A 17,659-nucleotide genomic window follows, 5' to 3' on the forward strand; every position below is an offset into this window, starting at 1 on the left:
GGTGTCAGCCCCCGGGGTGGGGGGTCGGGCGCGGGCGCGGGGGGGGCGGGGGGGGGCGGCCTCTTACCTGTGGTGGGGGTGGGGCCCGTCGCCGGGCACCACGCCGGGGTCGAACAGGACCCTGCTCGCTCCGTCGGCCTCGGTCACCGTCAGCACCGGCACGCGGGCGTCCGGCTCGCGCACCAGGGCGAAGACCTTGTCGGCTGCCATCGCCAGGCCGAAGTACCGCGTGAGCGCGCTGCCCAGTTCGCGGATCCGGGTCAGCAGGCCGGCGCGGTGCGGCAGGGCGTCCAGGTGCTCGCGGGCGTGCCTGGCCTGGCCGTCCAGCCAGTGGTGGAACTCCTCGCCCTCGGTCTCCATCCACCGGTAGGGGTCTTCGAGTGTGATGCCGTGAAGGGTCTCGCGCACGACGTCCACCCGGGCGATCGCGGGTTCGGTGATGTCGCTCATAGGCGCATGATCATATGCCGGAGATCCGGCGACTCATCGGACATTGGATCACGCGCCCCTCCGCCGGGCTCGCCCGACGGCCATGCCGAGTAAGCGACTCACGGCCTCTGACCGGCCACTTCTCGTCGGCGAAGATGCGCCGGCACCCGGCCGTTGTAACGGCCGTACGGGTCCCGCCTTTCGAGGCGTACGGGTCCACGGTGCTCGGCCCCGTCTACGGAGCCGGCGTGGCCTGGTCGGCTGCCCCGGCCTGCCCGCCGCAGAACACCTGCTTGAGAAGGTTCGCCAGCGCCTTCGAGAACGCCTGTGCCAGGTCGGGTGCGACGTCCCCGAAGGTGATCGAAGCGGTCAGGGTCTTCTTCCCATCGGGCGTGCTGAGCATCGCCGAAGAGTAGCCCCCCGTGGCGCTGCCGTTGTGGTTGAGGACGATGCCGCAGCCCGGACCCAGGTCCTGCACGTATATCCCGAGGCCGTAACTGCCGAAGATGCCGGCACTCTTCGGGTGCGGCTTGCGCATCTCGGCCATCAGCCGGGCCGGCAGGAGCTTGCCGCTGTTCAGCGCGGAGAAGAACGTGTGGAGATCCTTGGTGGTCGAGATCATGTCACCGTTGCCGGCCTGCAGGGAGGGGTTCTGGCGGGTGACGTCGACCACCTTCCACTGGCCGCTCTCGTCCTGGTAGCGGTAGTAGCCGTGGGCGTGCGGGGCGGGGAGATCCGTGGTGCCCGGCACCACGGTGCCTCGCAGCTTGAGCGGCCGCAGGATCCGCCGCTTCATCTCCTCGGCGATCGAGTGGCCGGTGACCTTCTCGATCAGCAACTGGGCCAGCGTGTAGTTGGTGTTGGAGTAGCTCCAGCCCTTCCCCGGCTCGAACCGCGCCGGCCTGGACATCGCGAAGCGCACCAGCTCCTGCGGCTGGTAGGTCTTGAACCGGTTGTCCACCCACTCCTTGCCCGCCGCGGGGATCCCCGGCTCGACCGAGCCGTCAGGGCGGAACTCGCCGGTGTAGGCGTACAACCCGCTGGTGTGCTGCAACAGCATCCGCACCGTGATCCGCCGGTCCAGCTCGAAGTCGGGCAGGTAGTCCGCCACCGGCGCATCCAGTCCGATCTTGCCGTCGTCCACCAGCTGCAGCACCACGGTCGCGATGAAGGGCTTGGTGGCGCTGCCGATCCGGAACCGTCCGTTCGTCGGCGGCTTGGCGCTCGCGCCCAGCTTGCGCTGCCCGGCGCTGCCGACCCACTCGCCCCGCTCATCGTTCACGCGCGCCTGCATCCCGAGGAAACCCGCGTCGACGAACGCCTGGATGGCCTTCTGCAGTTCTGGCCGGTCTTGTCCGGTAGCGGCCCTCGGCACGGCCTTGCTGTCCGCGGTGGCCAAGGCGGGTGCGGCCGCCCCGGCCAGCAGCGCGGCCGCCAGCGCCGTGACCGCCACTCGCCGGGAGACCCGCGGCCTCCGGACCCTGTTGCTCTTGACGGTATGGAGAGATTGATCCATGACCCCTCACTTCGCGATAGTACGTGTCTTGTGCAGCTCGAAAGCTACGTTGCATTCAGAGGTGAGTCAATCTGCAGAAGAACGTTTTCCCAGGTAAATGGCGACAAATTGGACGCAATGACGCTGCGTTCGAAAGCAACACCATGTTGCAATGAATGGCGGCTAAGGCAACACTGACGGCATGCCAGGACGACGATTGACCCAGCAGGACCGCCAGCGCATCGCGGCCGGACTCGCTGACGGACACTCCTACCGCGAGATCGCCAGGCGGCTCGACCGGCCGACCTCGACGATCACCCGGGAGATCGCACGCAACGGCGGCCCCGCCGGCTACCGGCCCCAGCAGGCACACCAAGCGACGATCCAGCGGGCCCGGCGCGGCACGCCGGCACCCCCGCACGCGGCCACACCGCCGGTCGCCACGATGGAACAGGAGATCATCGAGATGGTGGTCAGAGCGGGGATGCCGAGGACGGCCGCGCGCGTGCACCACGACCTGATGCTGGCCGAGGACGGCAGGCGCACCGCCGCCGAACTGGCCCACAGACTGAAGGTCAGCCCGGCCTCCGTCTCCGTCGCCGTGAACTTCCTGGCCCAGCAGGGATTCGTCCGTCGCGAGCGCGATCCGCGGCGGCGTCGCGACATCTACGTGATCGACGACGAGGCCTGCTACCACGCGATCATGATCAGCGAGCGGCAGACGCTCCAGACGGCGCGGGCCACGACGGCGGCGGCCGAGAGCTACGGGCTCGACAGCCCCGTGGGGCGGCGGCTGGCCAAGACGGCGGCGTACCTGGAACGCGTCAGCCTGGACATCATGGAGTCAGCCGACCGCTGGCGCGACCTCCTGACGTGACGGGTCTCGGCCGAACCACCTGGCGAGCCGGCTGACCAGTTCCTGCTGATCGTCACCGACCCACCCCGCCTGGCCATCCACACAAAGATCCCGCCGGCGCACGCTGCCGGAAGGCCCTTCACATGCTGATCGCCAAGAGCAAGATCAAAGTTCAGCAGCACCCTCCAAGATGAACGCGCCGGACACGGCTATGGAAGGTCGTCGTCTGCGTCCAGAATCCACCGCGCCCGGATCTGTCAGGCGGCGTCCAGCGCGGGCCCGTCCTACCGCCTGGCCGGACGTCATCGGTGGTATCCGCCCCATCCCTGGCACGACGTGCAGTACCGCTCCTGGAACCGCGGCAGCCAGGGCATCGCCGTGACCGAGCGGATGGACCGGATCCTGGTCGCCGTGCACGATCGAGGTTGGCCGCGTTGATCAACGACAGTGGGGCAAAGCAGGTCAGGGGCGTACCGCCACGTCCAAGCTCTCATCCGGGGCCGTCGGGACGCCCAGGGTGTGCGCCCGCCAACGCCCAGGACGTCCGCGCACTGTCGGAATTACTCTGCACTTCCGGTGCTCGGAAAGGTACGGAGGTAGAAGACCTCAGGATCACCTTCATCGAGGCCGTGCACCATCCCTACCGGCCGCCAGCCAACCCGCTGGAGCAGCCGCTGCATGGGATGGTTGGACAGGTTCGTGGAGGTGAACAGCTTCTCGGTCCGGCATGCAGCTGCTGCGGCGCGCAGTAGCCGCTCGCCAACGCCGTGACCCCGGGCGGGCTCAGCCACCATGAGCATCGTCACGAAGCCCTGCTCGAAGAAGGTGTACTCAACGACGCAGTAGCCGACCAGCCCCGCCGGAGTGTCGGCTACCAGGACGGACCCGTCGCGACACCAGCGTTCGATGCTTCCGCGCCGCTCGCCACCATCGGATCTCGCGACAGGATCAAGGCTCACGAGGGCCTCGGCATCGACCGCTCCGCCGGCTCGAACAGACAGTGCACGGAAGTTGTCGGTGTTCATGGGCGTGATCTTCCTCTTTTGTCCAGATCCCTCCTGGTGCGGGGACACCCCAGGCCCAGCTGGCAGCCTTCGCGTGCACCCCGTCCCAGCTTCGTTGACAACAGGCCAGGTCGCGCAGGCTTTCGGGAGAGGTTTCGGGACAATCGCTCCTGCGAGAACGCGATCACGGGCATGGCCCGGCCGACCGCCCCGCAAACGACCGTTTCCAGGACGCCTGTCCACGCGTCTTCGGGAACACGCCGGCCGGCAGCTCCGGCTGGAACATAAAGGCTAAACCGGTCTCGCAGCGTGGCGACTTGCGTACGTTCTCATGACGGCGTGCTCGCAAGCGGGAGACCATCAGGGATAACCCCTGCTGTCCCTTCGGCGGAGATTTCCGCATGGTCGAAGTAGCCAATCGGATCGCTGACCGCTACCAACGCCGCCAGGAGTGGGCGCAAAAGCGGTTCGCCGAAGACCCACGCGAGGCTGAGATCGCCAGGAACTCGATCTTCGCCGTCTGCGGGGTGGGCGTGGTCCCTCCTGGTGGTCACGCTCTTCTGGCTGGCCGTCACCGTGCTGCCTGCCATCGTCCAAGCCGCGGCCACCGGCGGGACGTGGGCACTGGAACGGGTGGCCGACTGTAAGCCGACCGAGGTCGTCACCACGCCGCTGCACGCCTACATCACCGCCCACGCCGCCGGCCTGCCCGTGGGAGCAGAAGCGAGCTGGCCTGGGCGCCGACCGGACCGATCCTGTGGCTGCTGTGCTGGCTGACGGGTTCCTCCTGGAGCGCTCACCTGGCCTGGCTCCTGTACGGCGCCGCCACCGTGGCAATGGTCTACAACGCCAGCCCCGCCAACGGGCGCATGCTGGCGGCCGGAATTGCCGTCCGTACTGGGGCGTGCTGTGGTCTTCGCCCTACGGGACCTTCACCGCCGGCCCACCGCGCACGTCCAGACATCCACATCCCGTGCGGATCGGGTCCATCCCGTCACCGGGCGCGTCCCGGTCAGGGAGCACCGCCTCCTGAAGCTCCCGGCATGATGACGGCGCCGGCGGTTCCGAAGCGGGGAAACTCCTATTTGCGGTCTGTTGGAGGACCTGGCCGTTCTCGGTCGATAAATGTCTCCCGGTTGGCGGGCCTCGTGGCCTCCGGCGCCGGCTCCACCGCCAGGCCGGCGCCGAGACCCGGACCCTCTCTTGCCGAGAGAAAGATCCACAGACGCTTGACTCGTCCCCCCATCGCGCCTGGCGAGGAGGTATCCGATCTCATTCGGTCCGCGCTGCGCGATCGGCGTAGGACATGCATCCCGATCCGGCTGCTTCGCATAAGCCACCCAGATGTCCGGCGCCGGCGAAGGTTGAGCGTGTGCCACCGAAGCTTGGACGACGGCGTCACTGGCCTGACAGCGGATGCAGGTCCAGGATCATGTCGAACGACTGTGCTCCTTCACCTCCGGTGAAGGAGCCGACCAGCTGGAAGCCGTGCTTCCTGTAGTAGCGAACGGCGCGTGGGTTGTCGACGAGAACGCCGCCGAACAGGATGATTCTCCTCCTGCCGAAATGCCGAGCGACGTCCACGATGAGCGGGAAGATCTGCGTCCCCACCCCCCTCCCCTGGTAGTCGTCGGACAGAGTGGGCCCGAAGCGGCAGTCCGTCGCCGCCAGGTGGATGCCGGCCTCCTGGTAGCGGGCGATGTCCGCCGGGTGGAGGTCGAGACTGAATTCGACAAGTCCGACGATCCTGCCGGACAGCACGTCCTCAAGCACCAGCCTGAGCTTGTCGTAGCGCGCGATCGCGTCACACAGCTCCCGGGCAGCCTCGAGGTCGTACCCGTCGAAGGTACTCAGTCGCCTCGATTCGGCCGACAGCCCCTCCAGGAAGGCCGCAAGACGCTCCGCGTCAGTGTGCATGAGCGGTCGGAAGACGACGTCCGAACCGTCCTTCAGCTTCAGGCGACGCGTCAGGACAAGCGGATCTTCGGCGACCGCCGTCAGTGTGAGCACCTCAACAATCCCTCCCCTCGAAACTTGGTGGCGCGCACCTACTGGTCACCGACTTTCGGTGGCAACGCGCCATGTTCGACGTCACCCGACACCAGTTCGGGCAGTAGCGCGACCTGGTAAGTGCTTTGTCAGGTCATCATGCCCGAGGCCGCGATGGAGGTGATCGAGCCGGCGGCCGTCCTCATCATCGGCACATGTCCAGGCTTCGTGGTGGTCGCGATCGCAACGGCTGACCAGACCGACCCCAGCCATTGACAGCGGCCCAACCGCCATCGCGAGCTCGGCCGAACATCCGGGCACGCCGTCGATGCAACATGCCTTCACGGCCGGTCCACGTGCTCTTTCCGCGAAGGCGAGCCCTCAGCCGACCGCACACGCCCGCACGAAGATCTGATCCAGGAGTGGTCCCGCCGCCAGGTGCTCCTGTCCGAGCACGGCCTCTTCCTGACCAACCCAGTCGATGGCTGCCGCACCTGCGGCGTCGCCGCTCGTGGCCCTTCGATGGCTTAGTCGTCGTCCTTGTCGTCAGGATCTGGAGTATCAACGTTCGCGTAGTGCTTCGCGAGCTTGTAGGCGAGCTTGATCCCCTTGCGGGTGGCCTTGTCGTGCTCCCTCTGCTCCTCAGGAGTCATCGCGTCGTACATGGCCCAGTACGCCTTCAGCGGAGGGGTCATTCCAGGCATCTGTACCTCCGGAGCTCCATGCCAGTCCTCTGACGGTGACTCCTCGTATCCCGCTGCACCACTATCTCAAGAGGGTGATGGAGATGCTCCTTCCTTTTCGTGCCAAGCGTGGCGACGGCAACCCTCACCGGAGCTCTCCGCTCCCTCTGTTCGCCGCGACCTCCGTCGTCTCCTCGGCGCAGCCCGATGCCCGCCCCGCCCGGAGGCCACCGCGTCGCGCAGAGTCGTTCATCAGGCCGCCGACCCCTGTGTCCGGCATGGCCAGGCCGACTACCCCGTCGAGTACTACTGGAAGAACGTGGTCGGCTGGCGGCTGGGCAACGGGACCGTCTCCGTCACTCCCTCGCTCACCCTGTGGGGTGGGCAGCCGGTCCGGAGCCCGGTCATGACATGGAAGGCCGGCTTGGATCAAGATCACTTCTGTTGGCGGGCGGCGGCCTTGGTCCCGTGGTCGAGGCGCGGACGGCGAGGTTGGGATTGGTGCGCGTGATCGCAGGTGTCCGATCACTGTTTCTCCCGTACGAGCGGATGGGAAGTGGGGGACCCGCTGGGAACCACACGCTCTGCTTGCGCTCGGGCGACATGCAGGTCGAACGACGGGGTGCTCGGTGCAAGAGGGCGTTCGACGTGCGGAAACGGCTATTTCCATGTTCTGGGGGACAAGGGGGCGCAGGTGTAAATCCTGCCGTCCCGACTTGCGAGAAACCGCAGGTCGCAGGCCGTTCTTGGGAAGTCGAGAACGGCCTTTCCGCGTTCTCCTGGGGACCAGATAGGGACAGACCCGGACAGATCGTGGGGGCCTAACCTTCTTGACCGAGGGTCAAGGGGGCATGGTGTGTCTGCCGAAGGTCGGGTGCGGTGCCCAGGAGGGGTACGCGCCGACCCTCAGAGCTTCTCCCTGCGGTGTCGCGCGGCTGTGTGATCGTTCAAGGCTCGTGCTGAGGCGCTTGCCGGCGGGCACGATCGTCGCGGCGATGTGCTTGCGTGGTTCTGCTGGTGCTCGGCTGCCTGGCGAGTTCGGACCGAACGTGGCCATGGCCGACCCGACCTTGATTGCTCGGGTCATCACCGCCTGGCCCTCCTTCACGCTGATCGGTCGTCGGGTGATCGGCTATCAGGGCCATGATCCCGTCACATGCCTCTACGCATTCAATCTGTGGAGCTGAGGCGGCGAGTCGATTTGTAACTCTTTGAGCGGGTTTACTCCTCTGACAGGCCGACACGCACCCTGAAAAGCAATCCGTAAGAAGACGCATCTCAGAGGCTCGATGTCAAGCTGTACGCATAATGGGGGCTCAAGAGCGTCTGGAGCATGTTGTGGGGAACGCGTTCGGTTATGTGCAGCTGCATACGCCTAATATGCAGGGGGCGCAGAGGTTCTACGGTGAGCTGTTCGATTGGGAACTGGAGCCGATCGGTCCTGCGGATAAGCCCTACGTGGAAATTCGTGTGGGTGAAGGAGTCGCGGGCGGGATGATGCCGGTGACAGAGCAGGATCCCGTTCCCCGATGGGTTCCATATGTGCAAGTCCATGATGTGGCCGATATGTCCATGCGTGCGGCAGCGCTCGGAGCCACTGTCGTCGTTCCTCCCACTGGCCTGCCCGACGGCAGCTTCTACAGCCTGCTCTTCGATCCGGAAGGTGCGCCCTTCGCCTTGCACGGGCCGTCCTCGGGCTGATTCTGGCCGCTCTTCTGGAAGGTGGAAGCACGGTGCATGTATCGAATGGCGTGCGATTGCCGGTTGCCGCCGGGATTGTTTCAGCGGCTGTCGGATTGTCCATGGTGGCGTGCTCGGGAACAACAACTGACAATGGTGTCAATGAGACCCGTGCTCCGAAGTCCGAGAATAACGGGCATAGCCAGGCCGCCAGCATGATGATCACTCGCGGCCGCTACCTCGCCACGATCGGTGTATGCGAAGCCTGCCACACTCCACCTGAAGTGCCGCAGACCCCACCTGACCCCTCGGACAAGAAACAGATCGCTCGTGAGAGAAATTTCCGCACCGATCCCGACTGGGTGAAGTACCTGGACCATGACCGGCCCAATGCGGGCGGTGTTCCCTTCGTCATCCGATTGTCTAAAGATTCGAATGCCGTGGTTTATAGCCGGAATATCACTCCGGACGTCGAGACCGGGATCGGCGGCTGGAGTGAGGATGACATCGTCAAGGCATTGCGAACGGGCGTGACGAAGGACGGGCGCGTGCTGTTCATGTTCCCGCCCCACTCGTTCTATCCGAATCTTGCCGATGATGACGCATATGCACTCGCCCGCTATTTGAAGAGTTTGAAACCGGTGCGGCACGAGATCCCTGATCGCGTGTTGCCGTTCGACCCGCAACCAGCGAAAAGCGACCCGCCCGAGAAAGCTCCAGGCAGCCGAGACCCCAAACGGGCGGACTACCTTCTCTCGGCCTTGGTCGGATGCACGGAGTGTCACTCTCATCATGAGGGTGGGACCTTGAAGAAATTCGTCGGAGGCGATCCGAAGGACGCGACTACCGGGGTCTTCCGATTTGGCCCGGACCTTCCGTTGCGAGTGAACGAAAGAGGGTTGGCCACGTTTCCATACCCAGGATATGCGGTCTTCTACGCCGACAATCTCACGAAATTCGGTGTCGGCGGGCCGGAGAGCAAGACTTCTGTCAAGAAGATCATGCGCGCCTTCCGTGGAGGTGTATCTCCCGAACCTGACGAGTACGGTCGGCCGCGCCCGCTCAACCACATCATGCTCTGGCAATTCTATTCGCGAATGAGTGATGATGATTCGTATGCCATTGCGCGCCTGATCAAGAAGCTTCGGTATGAACCCCACGAGGTTCCGCACGGCCCGATCTATTTCGGTGAGGACTGGCGTGCTGCATTCGAGCAGGTATTCGGGGAGCCGCCGTCCAGTAACGACGCAAAAATATTCGGCAAAAACCCTTGAAAGGAAATGAACGATGACCACGGGCGACGAATCCGCGAATCTCGCGCAACTCAACGAAGACTACGACGAACTCCTCGCACAGATGGGAGACCAGATCGGGCCGTATCCTGATGCGGGCATCGACGGTTTTCTCAGTCACTTCATCATCGCACTGGAGATCCTGCAAGGGCCGGCGGCCGGGCAATCGGTGATGTTCACGATGCCCCCTGCGGTTCAGACGGTCTCAAGGTCAGCTCCGTTTCGCTACCGAAGTGGTGGCGACCATTCAGTGCAGATTCCACTCCCTGCGAGTTGTACCTTGCCCAGCACGATTCGTGAGAGCGACTTCATCAACAGGCCGGAGGGCTTCTTTCAAGAGGGCCGGGAAACGGTCTGGATGCAAATCCTGAACCTCGACGCGCGTGCCGAAGTCGATGCCCTGGGTCCAGTGCGGATCATACTCGGCGAAACTCTTAAGCGTGAGTATCCTGACGTGTTCCAGCCGTCGCTGGGCGTCGCGCAGTCTCTGGGCCCCCGGCGCGGCGGGTTTCCGGCGAAGCTGTTCTTCAATCCTTACGCTCTGATCGAGACGCCCGCCGGCGCGTTTCGCGCCATCCACGGCACACTCGCCTATGGTCGTATCACCAGCTTCCCACCCATCGGCACTCCGGTGAGCATCTGCGACTGCATCCCCCTCGAAAGCGTCGAGGAAGTGCGCAGAACGGGTTCGCTGCGTTCTGCAGACGAATCCATCGAGCCTTTTGCTCGACTGGTCGCACTCTCCCATCCGATCGACGTGGCCATGCAGATTTCCGGAGAAGAGGCATTTCTTCACGTTGAGCGGCGGATCGAGCTGGCAGGTTCGTCCCCGCGGCAAGGGTGATGAAGGCAAACGGGCCGGCCATTGTGTTGTTCCAGCTCACCCGGATGTTTGGCAGGGTCCCTGCACTGATCCGCGCCTCTGTGCGGATCGAACGAGGCGAAGCTGTTGTGGTGAGTGGACCCAACGGTGCGGGCAAGAGCACCTTGCTGAATGTCATCACGACGCTGGCCTCGCCCACCTTCGGCTCAGGACAGGTGCTCGGTTTCGATCTTGTGCGCGATCGGATGGCGGTTCGTGAGCGGGTAGAGCTGCTCGGCCACCAGACCCGTCTGTACGACGATCTGAGCGCGCTGGAGAACCTTCACTTCGTCTGCCGGCTTCATGGCGTGGAGCCCGCGCGTGCGATGTGGGCTGTTGAGCAGGTCGGCCTGGTGGACGTGGCCACTGAACCGGTTCGCGCATTCTCAAGGGGAATGCGGCAACGTGTCGCGCTCGCCCGTGCGCTGATGAGGGAGCCGGAGGTGCTGTTGCTCGACGAGCCTTACGTCGGTCTTGACGATGATGCGAAGGGCTTGGTCGACGCGATGGTCCGCACCACGTTGCATGCGGGCCGCACGGTTGTAGCGGCCACGCACGACGACGGCCGCTGCCGATGGACCAGCCGGACGGTGCACATGGAGAGAGGGCGCATCGCAGCCGGGCCTGTCAACGGCCGGGCCGACGAGGTGAAGCATGACGGCGTATCTGCGTAAGGTGGCGGCGTTGGCCGCCAAGGACCTACGAACGGATCTGCGGGCCCGCCACACGATGGCGATCGTCATGCCGTTCGCCGTCATGCTGCTTGTGACATCCGGCCTCGTATTCGGGCCAGGGCGAGCGATGCTCATCCAGGTTCTGCCTGGAATCATCTGGCTCGGCGCGCTGTTCGCAGCTGTGCTCGCATCCGAGCGGTCCTTTGAGAATGAGTGCGCTGACGGTGCGCTGCTGGGGTTGATACTCGCTCCGGTACCGAGGGGAGCAATTTTCACCGGTAAGGCGATCGCTCTCACGGCACAGCTCATCGTGCTCGAAGCAGGGATGATGCTGCTTGGGGTGATGCTATTTGATCTTCCAGCGATGGCTCGCCCACTGGAATTGACCGTTGTCATGTTCACGGGTGCGGCTGGACTCGGTGCACTGGGCGTGTTGTTCGGCGCGTTCGCAAGCGCGACGCGGACTCGTTCGGGTGTTTTCCCGCTGCTGGCACTTGTGTTGGCCGCCCCCATGCTGCTCGGTGCGACACGCGGAACCGCCGCAGCCCTCGGTGGCGAGGATCCTGGCGACTGGTTGAGCCTCCTGGCCGCCTTCGACCTCATTGCCTGGTCTCTTGGAGCACTGCTCTTCGAGTCCGTTCTGGAGGACTGAGAAGTGCAGATCCTGTGGCAAACGGCGATGTGGATGTCGGCAGCGGCGGGGCGCCGCGCACTGGCCGTCGTCGCCATTACCGGTGTGATCGCCGCCATGCTGGTCGCGTTGTTCCTTGTGCCCGCCGACGGGGAGCAGGGCTTGGTGCAGCGACTCATGTATCTGCACGTGCCCGCAGCGTGGGCTGGGTACATGAACTTCACTGTGGTGTTCGTGGCCAGCATCGCTTATCTGCGGACGCAGCGGGTTCATTGGGATCGACTCGCCGCTGCTGCGGCGGAGGCAGGCGTGGTTTTCACCGGCCTCACGATCACGCTCGGGGCGCTCTGGGGGCGGCCGGTGTGGGGCACTTGGTGGAGTTGGGATCCGAGGCTTACGACGACTTTGATTCTTTTCCTCGTATATTCGGCCTATTTGACAGTCAGGCGACTTCCGGATAATCCTGTTCGCTCCTACAGGTGGGCAGCCGTGGTGGGGATCGTAGGGTTTGCCGATGTTCCCATGGTGCATCTGTCCGTCCTGTGGTGGCGCTCCCTGCACCAGGAGCCGTCGCTACTACGCCCCGAAGCGCCGGCATTGGCGCCTTCGATGTTGGCAACCCTGGTAGCCGCCACTATGGCCTTCACCGTGATGTCAGTGTGGCTGATCAACATGCGCCTGCGTCTTCGCAGAATGGAAGACCGCATTTTCACCGATGCTCCTGGGCGACTCATCGAGCGGGTCAGGCCGGTGGTCATCCCCGCCATGCCGGAACGGAAGAACTGATGGGCTACCTTGTAGCGGGATATCTCATAACCGCGGGTGTCATAACCACGTACGCGATCTCGATTATTCGCCGAACATCTGACAGCTCCCGCGAGACCAGAGCCAGGCGACGATGAAAGTTCGACTGGTGCTGCCGCTACTGCTCACCGCCGGCGCGTTGGGTTGGATACTGATTCGCGGCCTGGGGGGCAGCCTCACGTACTACCTGACTCCTGGCCAGCTGTCCGGTCGCACAGAGGTGGGCACCCAAATACGGATCGGCGGGCAGGTCCAGCCAGGTTCCGTGCGGCATCGGGACGCGCAGTTGCTGTTCGTGCTACAGGACGATACCGGCACGGTTCCTGTGATCTTCAAAGGCAGCGTGCCAGCGATCTTTCGTTCGGGCCAGGGAGCGATCGTTGAGGGGATCTATGGCCGCGACCATGTGATGTATGCCGACACCCTTGTCGTACAGCACGGCAACCGCTACGCCCCCGACAGCAGGGGGTGAGGTGGTGAGCACGGCACTGTTTGGGAGGGTGGCGCTGACCCTGGCCCTTGTTGCGGCGTGCTGGGTCGTGGCTGCCGCGGTTGCGGGCGCACGCGGCCGGAGCGCCATGCTCGACAGCGCGAGGAGTGCCACCTACGGGGTTTTCATCGCCGTCGTCGTGACTGTTGCGACCATGGCGGCAGCCCTGCTCGGCAACGAGTTCCGCATTCACTATGTCGCGGATAATTCGAGTTCCGCCACGAGCGCCTTCTACCGCGTGATTGCCTTGTGGGCGGGCGACGCCGGCTCGCTGCTGCTCTGGAATCTGTGCCTGGCAGGCTATCTGGCGCTCTTCGCGCGTCGCCATCGGCTGCACAGGGAGATCGCGCACGCCTGGGCGTTGGCCGTGATCGGTGTGGTGCAGGTGTTCTATCTGACGCTGACACTCGTCATTGATCCGTTCGCGACCACGGGATCGATGACCGACGGCCGTGGCCCTCAGCCACTGCTCGAAAGCAGTTTCCTCATGGCGTATCACCCTCCACTGCTCTATTTGGGCTTCGTAGGATTCACTGTTCCATTTGCCCTGGCGATGGGAACCTTGATAGCGCGCGACCACGACCTTCTGGTTCGCTGGACTCCTGTGTTGAGACGGTGGACGCTCATTGCTTGGTGCTTTCTCACCATCGGCCTGATGCTGGGCGCATTGTGGGCCTATGAGGTACTGGGCTGGGGCGGGTATTGGGCCTGGGATCCAGTGGAGAACGCGGCGTTCATGCCATGGCTCACTGCCACGGCCTATCTTCACAGCACGAGGCTACGGGAACGTGGTGGTCCGATCGGCAGGTGGAATCTTTATCTCTTGGTCGTCACCTTGTCTTTGATCACCTTGGGTACGTTTCTGACCCGAGGCAGCCTTCTGACGTCGGTGCACGCCTTTGCGGAGTCACCTGTGAGCGGGATGTATCTGGCATTTTTGCTGGTAATCCTGGGAGGTGGCATCTGGCTCGTCCGGACTCGTGCCGGAACGGTCATCAACAAATTCCACATGCGGTCGCTGCTGTGTCGAGAAACCGCCATCATGGCAAACAACTTGGTATTGATCGTCCTGTGTGTCACTGTGCTCAGCGGAACGCTGTATCCGTTGGTGGTCGAGGCGCTGTCCGGGCCGCGAGTGAGCGTCGGCAGGGCCTACTACGAGGAGATGGCGGGCCCATTGCTGATCCTGCTCGTACTGCTGGCGGGAGCCGGGCAACTGCTCGCCTGGCAGGTATGGTCACCACAGAGGGTCATGGTCCGGGCTGTGCCTGCTGGGCTTGGCTCCGCCGGCGTCGCGGCGGCCGTCATGGCCGCAGGCGTCCGGTCGGCAGCCGTTGTCGCGGTGCTTGCGGTAGCCACGTTCACGCTTCTGGTCAACGCCGTCGAGGCGTGGTCGATGTGGCGGGCGGGCGGCAAGCGCTATAGCGCCTGCGGAGCATTTTTGGGTCACGCAGGACTGGCGATGGCAGCGGCGGGAATCGCCACTTCGATGGGGTTGGCAGGACAAGCAGAGATCACCTTGTCGCCGGGAGAACAGGCGGATTTCAGGGGTGAGATCGTCCATTACCAAGGTGTACAGACTCAGGCGCGGCCGGAACGTACGGACCTGATTGCCAAGCTCACCGTAGGAAAGGTTGATCTGTCGCCGTCCCTCCGGCTGGTCCAGCGGTCGGCCGATCCGGTGGGCATGCCGGCCATCAGGCATGATCTCACTGGCGATCTATACGTCTCTGTGCTCGCTATCGAACAACCAGGCGGACGCGCCGACTTTCGCCTCTACAGCAATCCCGGCATTGGTCTGCTGTGGGTAGGTGGAGCATGCGCCGCTGCAGGTGGGCTGGTGAGCGCATGCCGTCGACGCCGGGTAAGGGGCAAACATATCGCAGAAGCCGACGGCCTTTTCTGCGGCGCCACGTTGAAACGGGAACCGATATGAAGGTTTCGGCACGTCTCCTGAACCGACTAACAGCAGCGGCGGTGGTCACGGCGCTGACGTCTCTCGCGGGCGTACTGATCAGTGTGCTGGTGTGGGATCCAGCGGAGGAGCATGCACCGCTCATCGGACGTCAAGCTCCAGGCTTCAGTCTCGACCGGATCGGGGGGCCTGGGAACGTCACTACGGCCCGGTTCGCCGGTCACCCGATAATTATCAACTTCTGGGCCTCGTGGTGCGATGTGTGCCGCTCGGAGTTTGTTCTGTTGGACGGCGCGCTTGAACGACATCGAGAGAAAGGTCTCGTCGTGCTGGGTGTGCTGGCCCACGACACAGAGGAAAGAGGATACGACTTCCTGCGCCAAACCGGTGTGGACTGGCTGAATGGCGTGGATGTCGACGCGAGGACGACTATGGCGTATGGAGTACGAGGGCTTCCTCAGACGGTTTTCGTGGCACCGGATGGTCACGTCACCGCTGTTCATTTCGGTGAGCTGGATGATACGGCGCTTGAGAGGTACATCGAGGAGATGACAGGAACAGGTGAATGAGACGAGGGCTGATCCTTGTGGTTGTCGCCGTCGCACTCGTGCTCCTTGTCGCCCACCAGCTCAGCGGGCCTCCTTCGCGCGGAGAGCAGGCATATCGACTGGAGAGGCGACTACGCTGCCCAACGTGTCAGGGCATCTCGGTCGCGGACTCTCCTTCGCCGATCGCCCGCACCATCCGGAGGGTGATCGACTCGGAGTTGGATGCGGGACGCGATCCGCGGGCCATCGAGGCTGACCTCGTCGCTTCGTATGGTGATTGGATCCTGCTGGAGCCCCCGAACCGTGGGCTTGGGCTGATCGTCTGGTGGCTCCCACCAGTGGCGATGCTGATCGGACTCGTGCTGGTCGGACGTCGGGTCTGGTGCTGGGCCGACGGTGGTCGGCGGGAGGAAGCTTGAACGAATGGCTTGTGCCGGTGGGGGCGGCCGCCCTGACATGGGTGGTGCTCGTTGTGGGACTCTGGCCGCTCATGAGGCTGCCTCGGGTCGAGTGTGGAATCGGCTCCCGTGCTCATCAGCGATGCTTCAGGTGGATGCTGAGCGGTGCGCTTCTGATCGGGATGGCCACGCTGCTCACAGGATCGGTGCCGCTTCGAACGTCGACAACTACCATGAACGCCGCACTCGAGCGTTCGACTCCTGCCCGATCCAGAAATGGTGAACCGCAGTCGATCGAGGAACTGCTGGCCCGGGCACGCCAGTACATGAGCCAGGGAGCGGTCAGAGCTGCGATCGTGCAGTACATCGAAGTTCTGAGTATCGACCATCGTAACTCTGAAGCCTATACATACCTGGGATACATGCAGTATATGGCGGGGCATCTGAAGGATGCGCGCTGGGCCGTAGGGCAGGCGTTGATCTTCGATCCGAGAAATACGCAAGCACGATACCTGCGCGGCAGGATGGCGCTTGGCGCAGGGCGGACCAAAAAGGCCGCGGAGGATTTCTGTGACTATTTGCGACAGGCGCCTCTTGGAGCTTATCGAGCCGATGTGACGCGTTTGCTAAGAACTGTCGGCGAAAGATGCGGAAGTTGAGCGATCAGAAGTTCGTGCAGGCGAAGAATCCTCCTGCACGAGAAGGGGAAACGCCGTCAAGAGTGGCGGATCAGTCAACTGTCGCTTTCGTAGCTGAATGTAGACGACTTCCGAAGGGGGGATGAGGTCGCCGAGTGTCACATCACTTCCTCTCCCCACATATATGGACGCCTCGGATGTTTCCATGAGAACTTGTTCAACTGTCGCCTCCGCGGCCATGCTCATCGCCAATACGGCGACCCTTGCCGAAGATCTCGAAACCGGTACCAGGACCGGGCCGGGAGAAGTGGTGACCGTGCACGAAATGGGTCGGGTCTGGGCGATGTGCGAAGGGAACAATCCCATCACGGTGAGGCCAGGAATGCCGTCAGGTCGCTCGCGCACCCAGCACTCAAGATGAGATGTGGAACTGTCAGGCTGTGGTGCCCGGTGGATATTCATCAGGTCGATGACCGGTTCGTCTGCCGACTTGCGCGCCTGAGATCGGAATCGCCCTGGAGACAGCCCCACGAGCCTAGTGAATTGTGACGTAAAAGTGCCCAGGCTGGCGTAGCCGACGGAGATGCTGACGTCCACGATACTCGTGGACGTCCGTACGAGCATTCGCTTGGCCTCGGCGATTCTTAGTGCGGTGAAGAATCGGCCGGGGGTGGTTGTGGTGATTGCGTGGAAGGTTCGATGGAAGTGAAACAAGCTCATATGTGCGGCCTGTGCGTGATCGCGTAGTTCTAGCGGCTCAGCCAGCCTTTCGTTCATGTTGGCGATTGCCGACATGATGGACCTGACATGGTCGTCATGGCGGCATGTGCTGTTTACTGGCCGCATGGCTTCGGGCCGGTCCATAGTGCTGCTCCGTTAAGTCATCCGGCCATTTCTGTGCCGATGATCCGCTACGCCACAATCGTATTGGCTCGGCTCGGCGGCGAAGAGAGCTGTCCAGGTCGTTGGGGGATGCCAATCAAGTCCATGGTGAAATATGAAGCTCGTCTGACATTTCATCACAGAATTTGCCGCTGATAGGGTGAGTCGTTTTGGTGCTGAGCATTCTTGATGCGCTTCGTGTCGCTTGCGCGCATTTGATCAGAGCCGCTCGACAGGTCACATGAAAGGCCTGCGGTGTACGACGGCGGCGATGACGGGAGCGGCTCGCCTCTGAGTGAGTGTTTGAGATCGGCGATCTTCGTTAGTCGCAGACGATTCTGGCCTGCCGCCGAGCGGGGCCCGTGCGGGTGAGACGGCGGGCCATACCG

The 17,659-nt window shown here is 63.6% G+C and carries 22 protein-coding genes; 15 read left to right on the top strand and 7 right to left on the bottom strand.

The genetic code is table 11. The features are described 5' to 3' along the window. Window positions 1-63: 63 nt before the first annotated feature. Both ABZ444_RS49995 and ABZ444_RS50000 read right to left on the bottom strand, forming a co-directional pair. Window positions 64-450, bottom strand: a complete 387-nt coding sequence (locus ABZ444_RS49995; protein ID WP_358012112.1) for a hypothetical protein — start codon at window positions 448-450, stop codon at window positions 64-66. A 214-nt stretch (window positions 451-664) separates the two neighbouring features. Beyond that, complete coding sequence (locus ABZ444_RS50000; RefSeq protein ID WP_358012115.1) at window positions 665-1,945, bottom strand: serine hydrolase domain-containing protein; 1,281 nt, start codon at window positions 1,943-1,945, stop codon at window positions 665-667. 181 nt (window positions 1,946-2,126) lie between these two features. Between ABZ444_RS50000 and ABZ444_RS50005 the strand changes: the two genes are divergently transcribed. Beyond that, window positions 2,127-2,801: a helix-turn-helix domain-containing protein gene (locus ABZ444_RS50005; protein ID WP_358012118.1), complete on the top strand. Its 675-nt coding sequence runs from the start codon at window positions 2,127-2,129 to the stop codon at window positions 2,799-2,801. A gap of 539 nt (window positions 2,802-3,340) precedes the next feature. Here ABZ444_RS50005 and ABZ444_RS50010 read toward each other — a convergent pair. Beyond that, window positions 3,341-3,805: a GNAT family N-acetyltransferase gene (locus ABZ444_RS50010; protein ID WP_358012121.1), complete on the bottom strand. Its 465-nt coding sequence runs from the start codon at window positions 3,803-3,805 to the stop codon at window positions 3,341-3,343. Between the two features lie 525 nt (window positions 3,806-4,330). Here ABZ444_RS50010 and ABZ444_RS50015 point away from each other — a divergent pair. After that, the gene (locus tag ABZ444_RS50015) at window positions 4,331-4,561 is read left to right on the top strand and encodes a hypothetical protein (protein ID WP_358012124.1); all 231 of its coding nucleotides are present in this window, start codon (window positions 4,331-4,333) and stop codon (window positions 4,559-4,561) included. 621 nt (window positions 4,562-5,182) lie between these two features. Here the strand turns inward: ABZ444_RS50015 and ABZ444_RS50020 are convergent. Both ABZ444_RS50020 and ABZ444_RS50025 read right to left on the bottom strand, forming a co-directional pair. Further along, window positions 5,183-5,794: a GNAT family N-acetyltransferase gene (locus ABZ444_RS50020; RefSeq protein ID WP_358012127.1), complete on the bottom strand. Its 612-nt coding sequence runs from the start codon at window positions 5,792-5,794 to the stop codon at window positions 5,183-5,185. Window positions 5,795-6,300: 506 nt separating this feature from the next. Further along, entirely contained in the window at window positions 6,301-6,468 is a 168-nt protein-coding gene (locus tag ABZ444_RS50025) for a hypothetical protein (RefSeq protein WP_358012130.1), read from the bottom strand. 944 nt (window positions 6,469-7,412) lie between these two features. Here ABZ444_RS50025 and ABZ444_RS50030 point away from each other — a divergent pair. The 12 genes from ABZ444_RS50030 to ABZ444_RS50085 all read left to right on the top strand — a co-directional run bounded on the left by ABZ444_RS50030 (window position 7,413) and on the right by ABZ444_RS50085 (window position 16,409). After that, the gene (locus tag ABZ444_RS50030; RefSeq protein WP_358012133.1) at window positions 7,413-7,643 is read left to right on the top strand and encodes a hypothetical protein; all 231 of its coding nucleotides are present in this window, start codon (window positions 7,413-7,415) and stop codon (window positions 7,641-7,643) included. Between the two features lie 151 nt (window positions 7,644-7,794). After that, window positions 7,795-8,157: a VOC family protein gene (locus tag ABZ444_RS50035; protein ID WP_358012136.1), complete on the top strand. Its 363-nt coding sequence runs from the start codon at window positions 7,795-7,797 to the stop codon at window positions 8,155-8,157. A 32-nt stretch (window positions 8,158-8,189) separates the two neighbouring features. After that, window positions 8,190-9,410: a hypothetical protein gene (locus ABZ444_RS50040; protein WP_358012139.1), complete on the top strand. Its 1,221-nt coding sequence runs from the start codon at window positions 8,190-8,192 to the stop codon at window positions 9,408-9,410. 13 nt (window positions 9,411-9,423) lie between these two features. Beyond that, window positions 9,424-10,272 carry a hypothetical protein gene (locus ABZ444_RS50045; protein ID WP_358012141.1) on the top strand — a complete coding sequence of 283 codons (849 nt, stop codon included), beginning with the start codon at window positions 9,424-9,426 and terminating at the stop codon, window positions 10,270-10,272. Continuing rightward, window positions 10,272-10,964 (top strand): heme ABC exporter ATP-binding protein CcmA, encoded by a 693-nt coding sequence (gene ccmA / locus ABZ444_RS50050; RefSeq protein ID WP_358012144.1) that lies wholly within the window; start codon window positions 10,272-10,274, stop codon window positions 10,962-10,964. The genes ABZ444_RS50045 and ccmA overlap by 1 nt, the downstream gene beginning before the upstream one ends. Beyond that, window positions 10,945-11,616, top strand: a complete 672-nt coding sequence (locus tag ABZ444_RS50055) for a heme exporter protein CcmB (protein WP_358012146.1) — start codon at window positions 10,945-10,947, stop codon at window positions 11,614-11,616. Before ccmA ends, ABZ444_RS50055 begins: the two co-directional genes overlap by 20 nt. A 3-nt stretch (window positions 11,617-11,619) precedes the next feature. Beyond that, on the top strand, window positions 11,620-12,381 hold the full coding sequence (gene ccsA / locus ABZ444_RS50060) for a cytochrome c biogenesis protein CcsA (RefSeq protein ID WP_358012149.1): 762 nt from the start codon (window positions 11,620-11,622) through the stop codon (window positions 12,379-12,381). A gap of 112 nt (window positions 12,382-12,493) precedes the next feature. Then, the gene (locus tag ABZ444_RS50065) at window positions 12,494-12,871 is read left to right on the top strand and encodes a cytochrome c maturation protein CcmE (RefSeq protein WP_358012152.1); all 378 of its coding nucleotides are present in this window, start codon (window positions 12,494-12,496) and stop codon (window positions 12,869-12,871) included. 4 nt (window positions 12,872-12,875) lie between these two features. Continuing rightward, window positions 12,876-14,825 carry a cytochrome c-type biogenesis CcmF C-terminal domain-containing protein gene (locus ABZ444_RS50070; protein ID WP_358012154.1) on the top strand — a complete coding sequence of 650 codons (1,950 nt, stop codon included), beginning with the start codon at window positions 12,876-12,878 and terminating at the stop codon, window positions 14,823-14,825. Further along, on the top strand, window positions 14,822-15,373 hold the full coding sequence (locus ABZ444_RS50075; protein WP_358012157.1) for a TlpA disulfide reductase family protein: 552 nt from the start codon (window positions 14,822-14,824) through the stop codon (window positions 15,371-15,373). Before ABZ444_RS50070 ends, ABZ444_RS50075 begins: the two co-directional genes overlap by 4 nt. Then, a complete protein-coding gene (locus ABZ444_RS50080; RefSeq protein WP_358012159.1) occupies window positions 15,370-15,771 on the top strand; it encodes a cytochrome c-type biogenesis protein CcmH in 402 nt (133 codons plus the stop codon). Before ABZ444_RS50075 ends, ABZ444_RS50080 begins: the two co-directional genes overlap by 4 nt. Window positions 15,772-15,983: 212 nt before the next feature. After that, entirely contained in the window at window positions 15,984-16,409 is a 426-nt protein-coding gene (locus ABZ444_RS50085) for a tetratricopeptide repeat protein (protein ID WP_358012162.1), read from the top strand. Here ABZ444_RS50085 and ABZ444_RS50090 read toward each other — a convergent pair. Further along, entirely contained in the window at window positions 16,377-17,252 is an 876-nt protein-coding gene (locus ABZ444_RS50090; RefSeq protein WP_358012165.1) for an AraC family transcriptional regulator, read from the bottom strand. The genes ABZ444_RS50085 and ABZ444_RS50090 overlap by 33 nt on opposite strands. On the opposite strand from ABZ444_RS50090, the gene ABZ444_RS50095 reads away from it, so the two are divergent. After that, window positions 17,196-17,426 (top strand): hypothetical protein, encoded by a 231-nt coding sequence (locus tag ABZ444_RS50095; protein ID WP_358012171.1) that lies wholly within the window; start codon window positions 17,196-17,198, stop codon window positions 17,424-17,426. The two genes, ABZ444_RS50090 and ABZ444_RS50095, sit on opposite strands and share 57 nt — an antisense overlap. Here the strand turns inward: ABZ444_RS50095 and ABZ444_RS50100 are convergent. Further along, window positions 17,408-17,659: hypothetical protein (locus ABZ444_RS50100; protein ID WP_358012168.1), on the bottom strand; the 252-nt coding region annotated here is incomplete at its 5' end. The genes ABZ444_RS50095 and ABZ444_RS50100 overlap by 19 nt on opposite strands.

The organism is Nonomuraea sp. NPDC005730, assembly GCF_040630865.1.
Taxonomy (GTDB): domain Bacteria; phylum Actinomycetota; class Actinomycetes; order Streptosporangiales; family Streptosporangiaceae; genus Nonomuraea.

Excerpts from the sequence above, each read along its gene's own strand:
- ABZ444_RS50090 (WP_358012165.1), bottom strand. The coding sequence starts at position 17,252 with ATGGACCGGCCCGAAGCCATGCGGCCAGTAAACAGCACATGCCGCCAT.
- ccmA (WP_358012144.1), top strand. The coding sequence starts at position 10,272 with ATGAAGGCAAACGGGCCGGCCATTGTGTTGTTCCAGCTCACCCGGATG.
- ABZ444_RS50095 (WP_358012171.1), top strand. The coding sequence starts at position 17,196 with ATGGTCGTCATGGCGGCATGTGCTGTTTACTGGCCGCATGGCTTCGGG.
- ABZ444_RS50005 (WP_358012118.1), top strand. The coding sequence starts at position 2,127 with ATGCCAGGACGACGATTGACCCAGCAGGACCGCCAGCGCATCGCGGCC.
- ABZ444_RS50000 (WP_358012115.1), bottom strand. The coding sequence starts at position 1,945 with ATGGATCAATCTCTCCATACCGTCAAGAGCAACAGGGTCCGGAGGCCG.
- ABZ444_RS50085 (WP_358012162.1), top strand. The coding sequence starts at position 15,984 with ATGAACGCCGCACTCGAGCGTTCGACTCCTGCCCGATCCAGAAATGGT.
- ABZ444_RS50055 (WP_358012146.1), top strand. The coding sequence starts at position 10,945 with ATGACGGCGTATCTGCGTAAGGTGGCGGCGTTGGCCGCCAAGGACCTA.
- ABZ444_RS50075 (WP_358012157.1), top strand. The coding sequence starts at position 14,822 with ATGAAGGTTTCGGCACGTCTCCTGAACCGACTAACAGCAGCGGCGGTG.
- ABZ444_RS50045 (WP_358012141.1), top strand. The coding sequence starts at position 9,424 with ATGACCACGGGCGACGAATCCGCGAATCTCGCGCAACTCAACGAAGAC.
- ABZ444_RS50010 (WP_358012121.1), bottom strand. The coding sequence starts at position 3,805 with ATGAACACCGACAACTTCCGTGCACTGTCTGTTCGAGCCGGCGGAGCG.
- ABZ444_RS49995 (WP_358012112.1), bottom strand. The coding sequence starts at position 450 with ATGAGCGACATCACCGAACCCGCGATCGCCCGGGTGGACGTCGTGCGC.
- ABZ444_RS50080 (WP_358012159.1), top strand. The coding sequence starts at position 15,370 with ATGAGACGAGGGCTGATCCTTGTGGTTGTCGCCGTCGCACTCGTGCTC.
- ABZ444_RS50065 (WP_358012152.1), top strand. The coding sequence starts at position 12,494 with ATGAAAGTTCGACTGGTGCTGCCGCTACTGCTCACCGCCGGCGCGTTG.
- ABZ444_RS50025 (WP_358012130.1), bottom strand. The coding sequence starts at position 6,468 with ATGACCCCTCCGCTGAAGGCGTACTGGGCCATGTACGACGCGATGACT.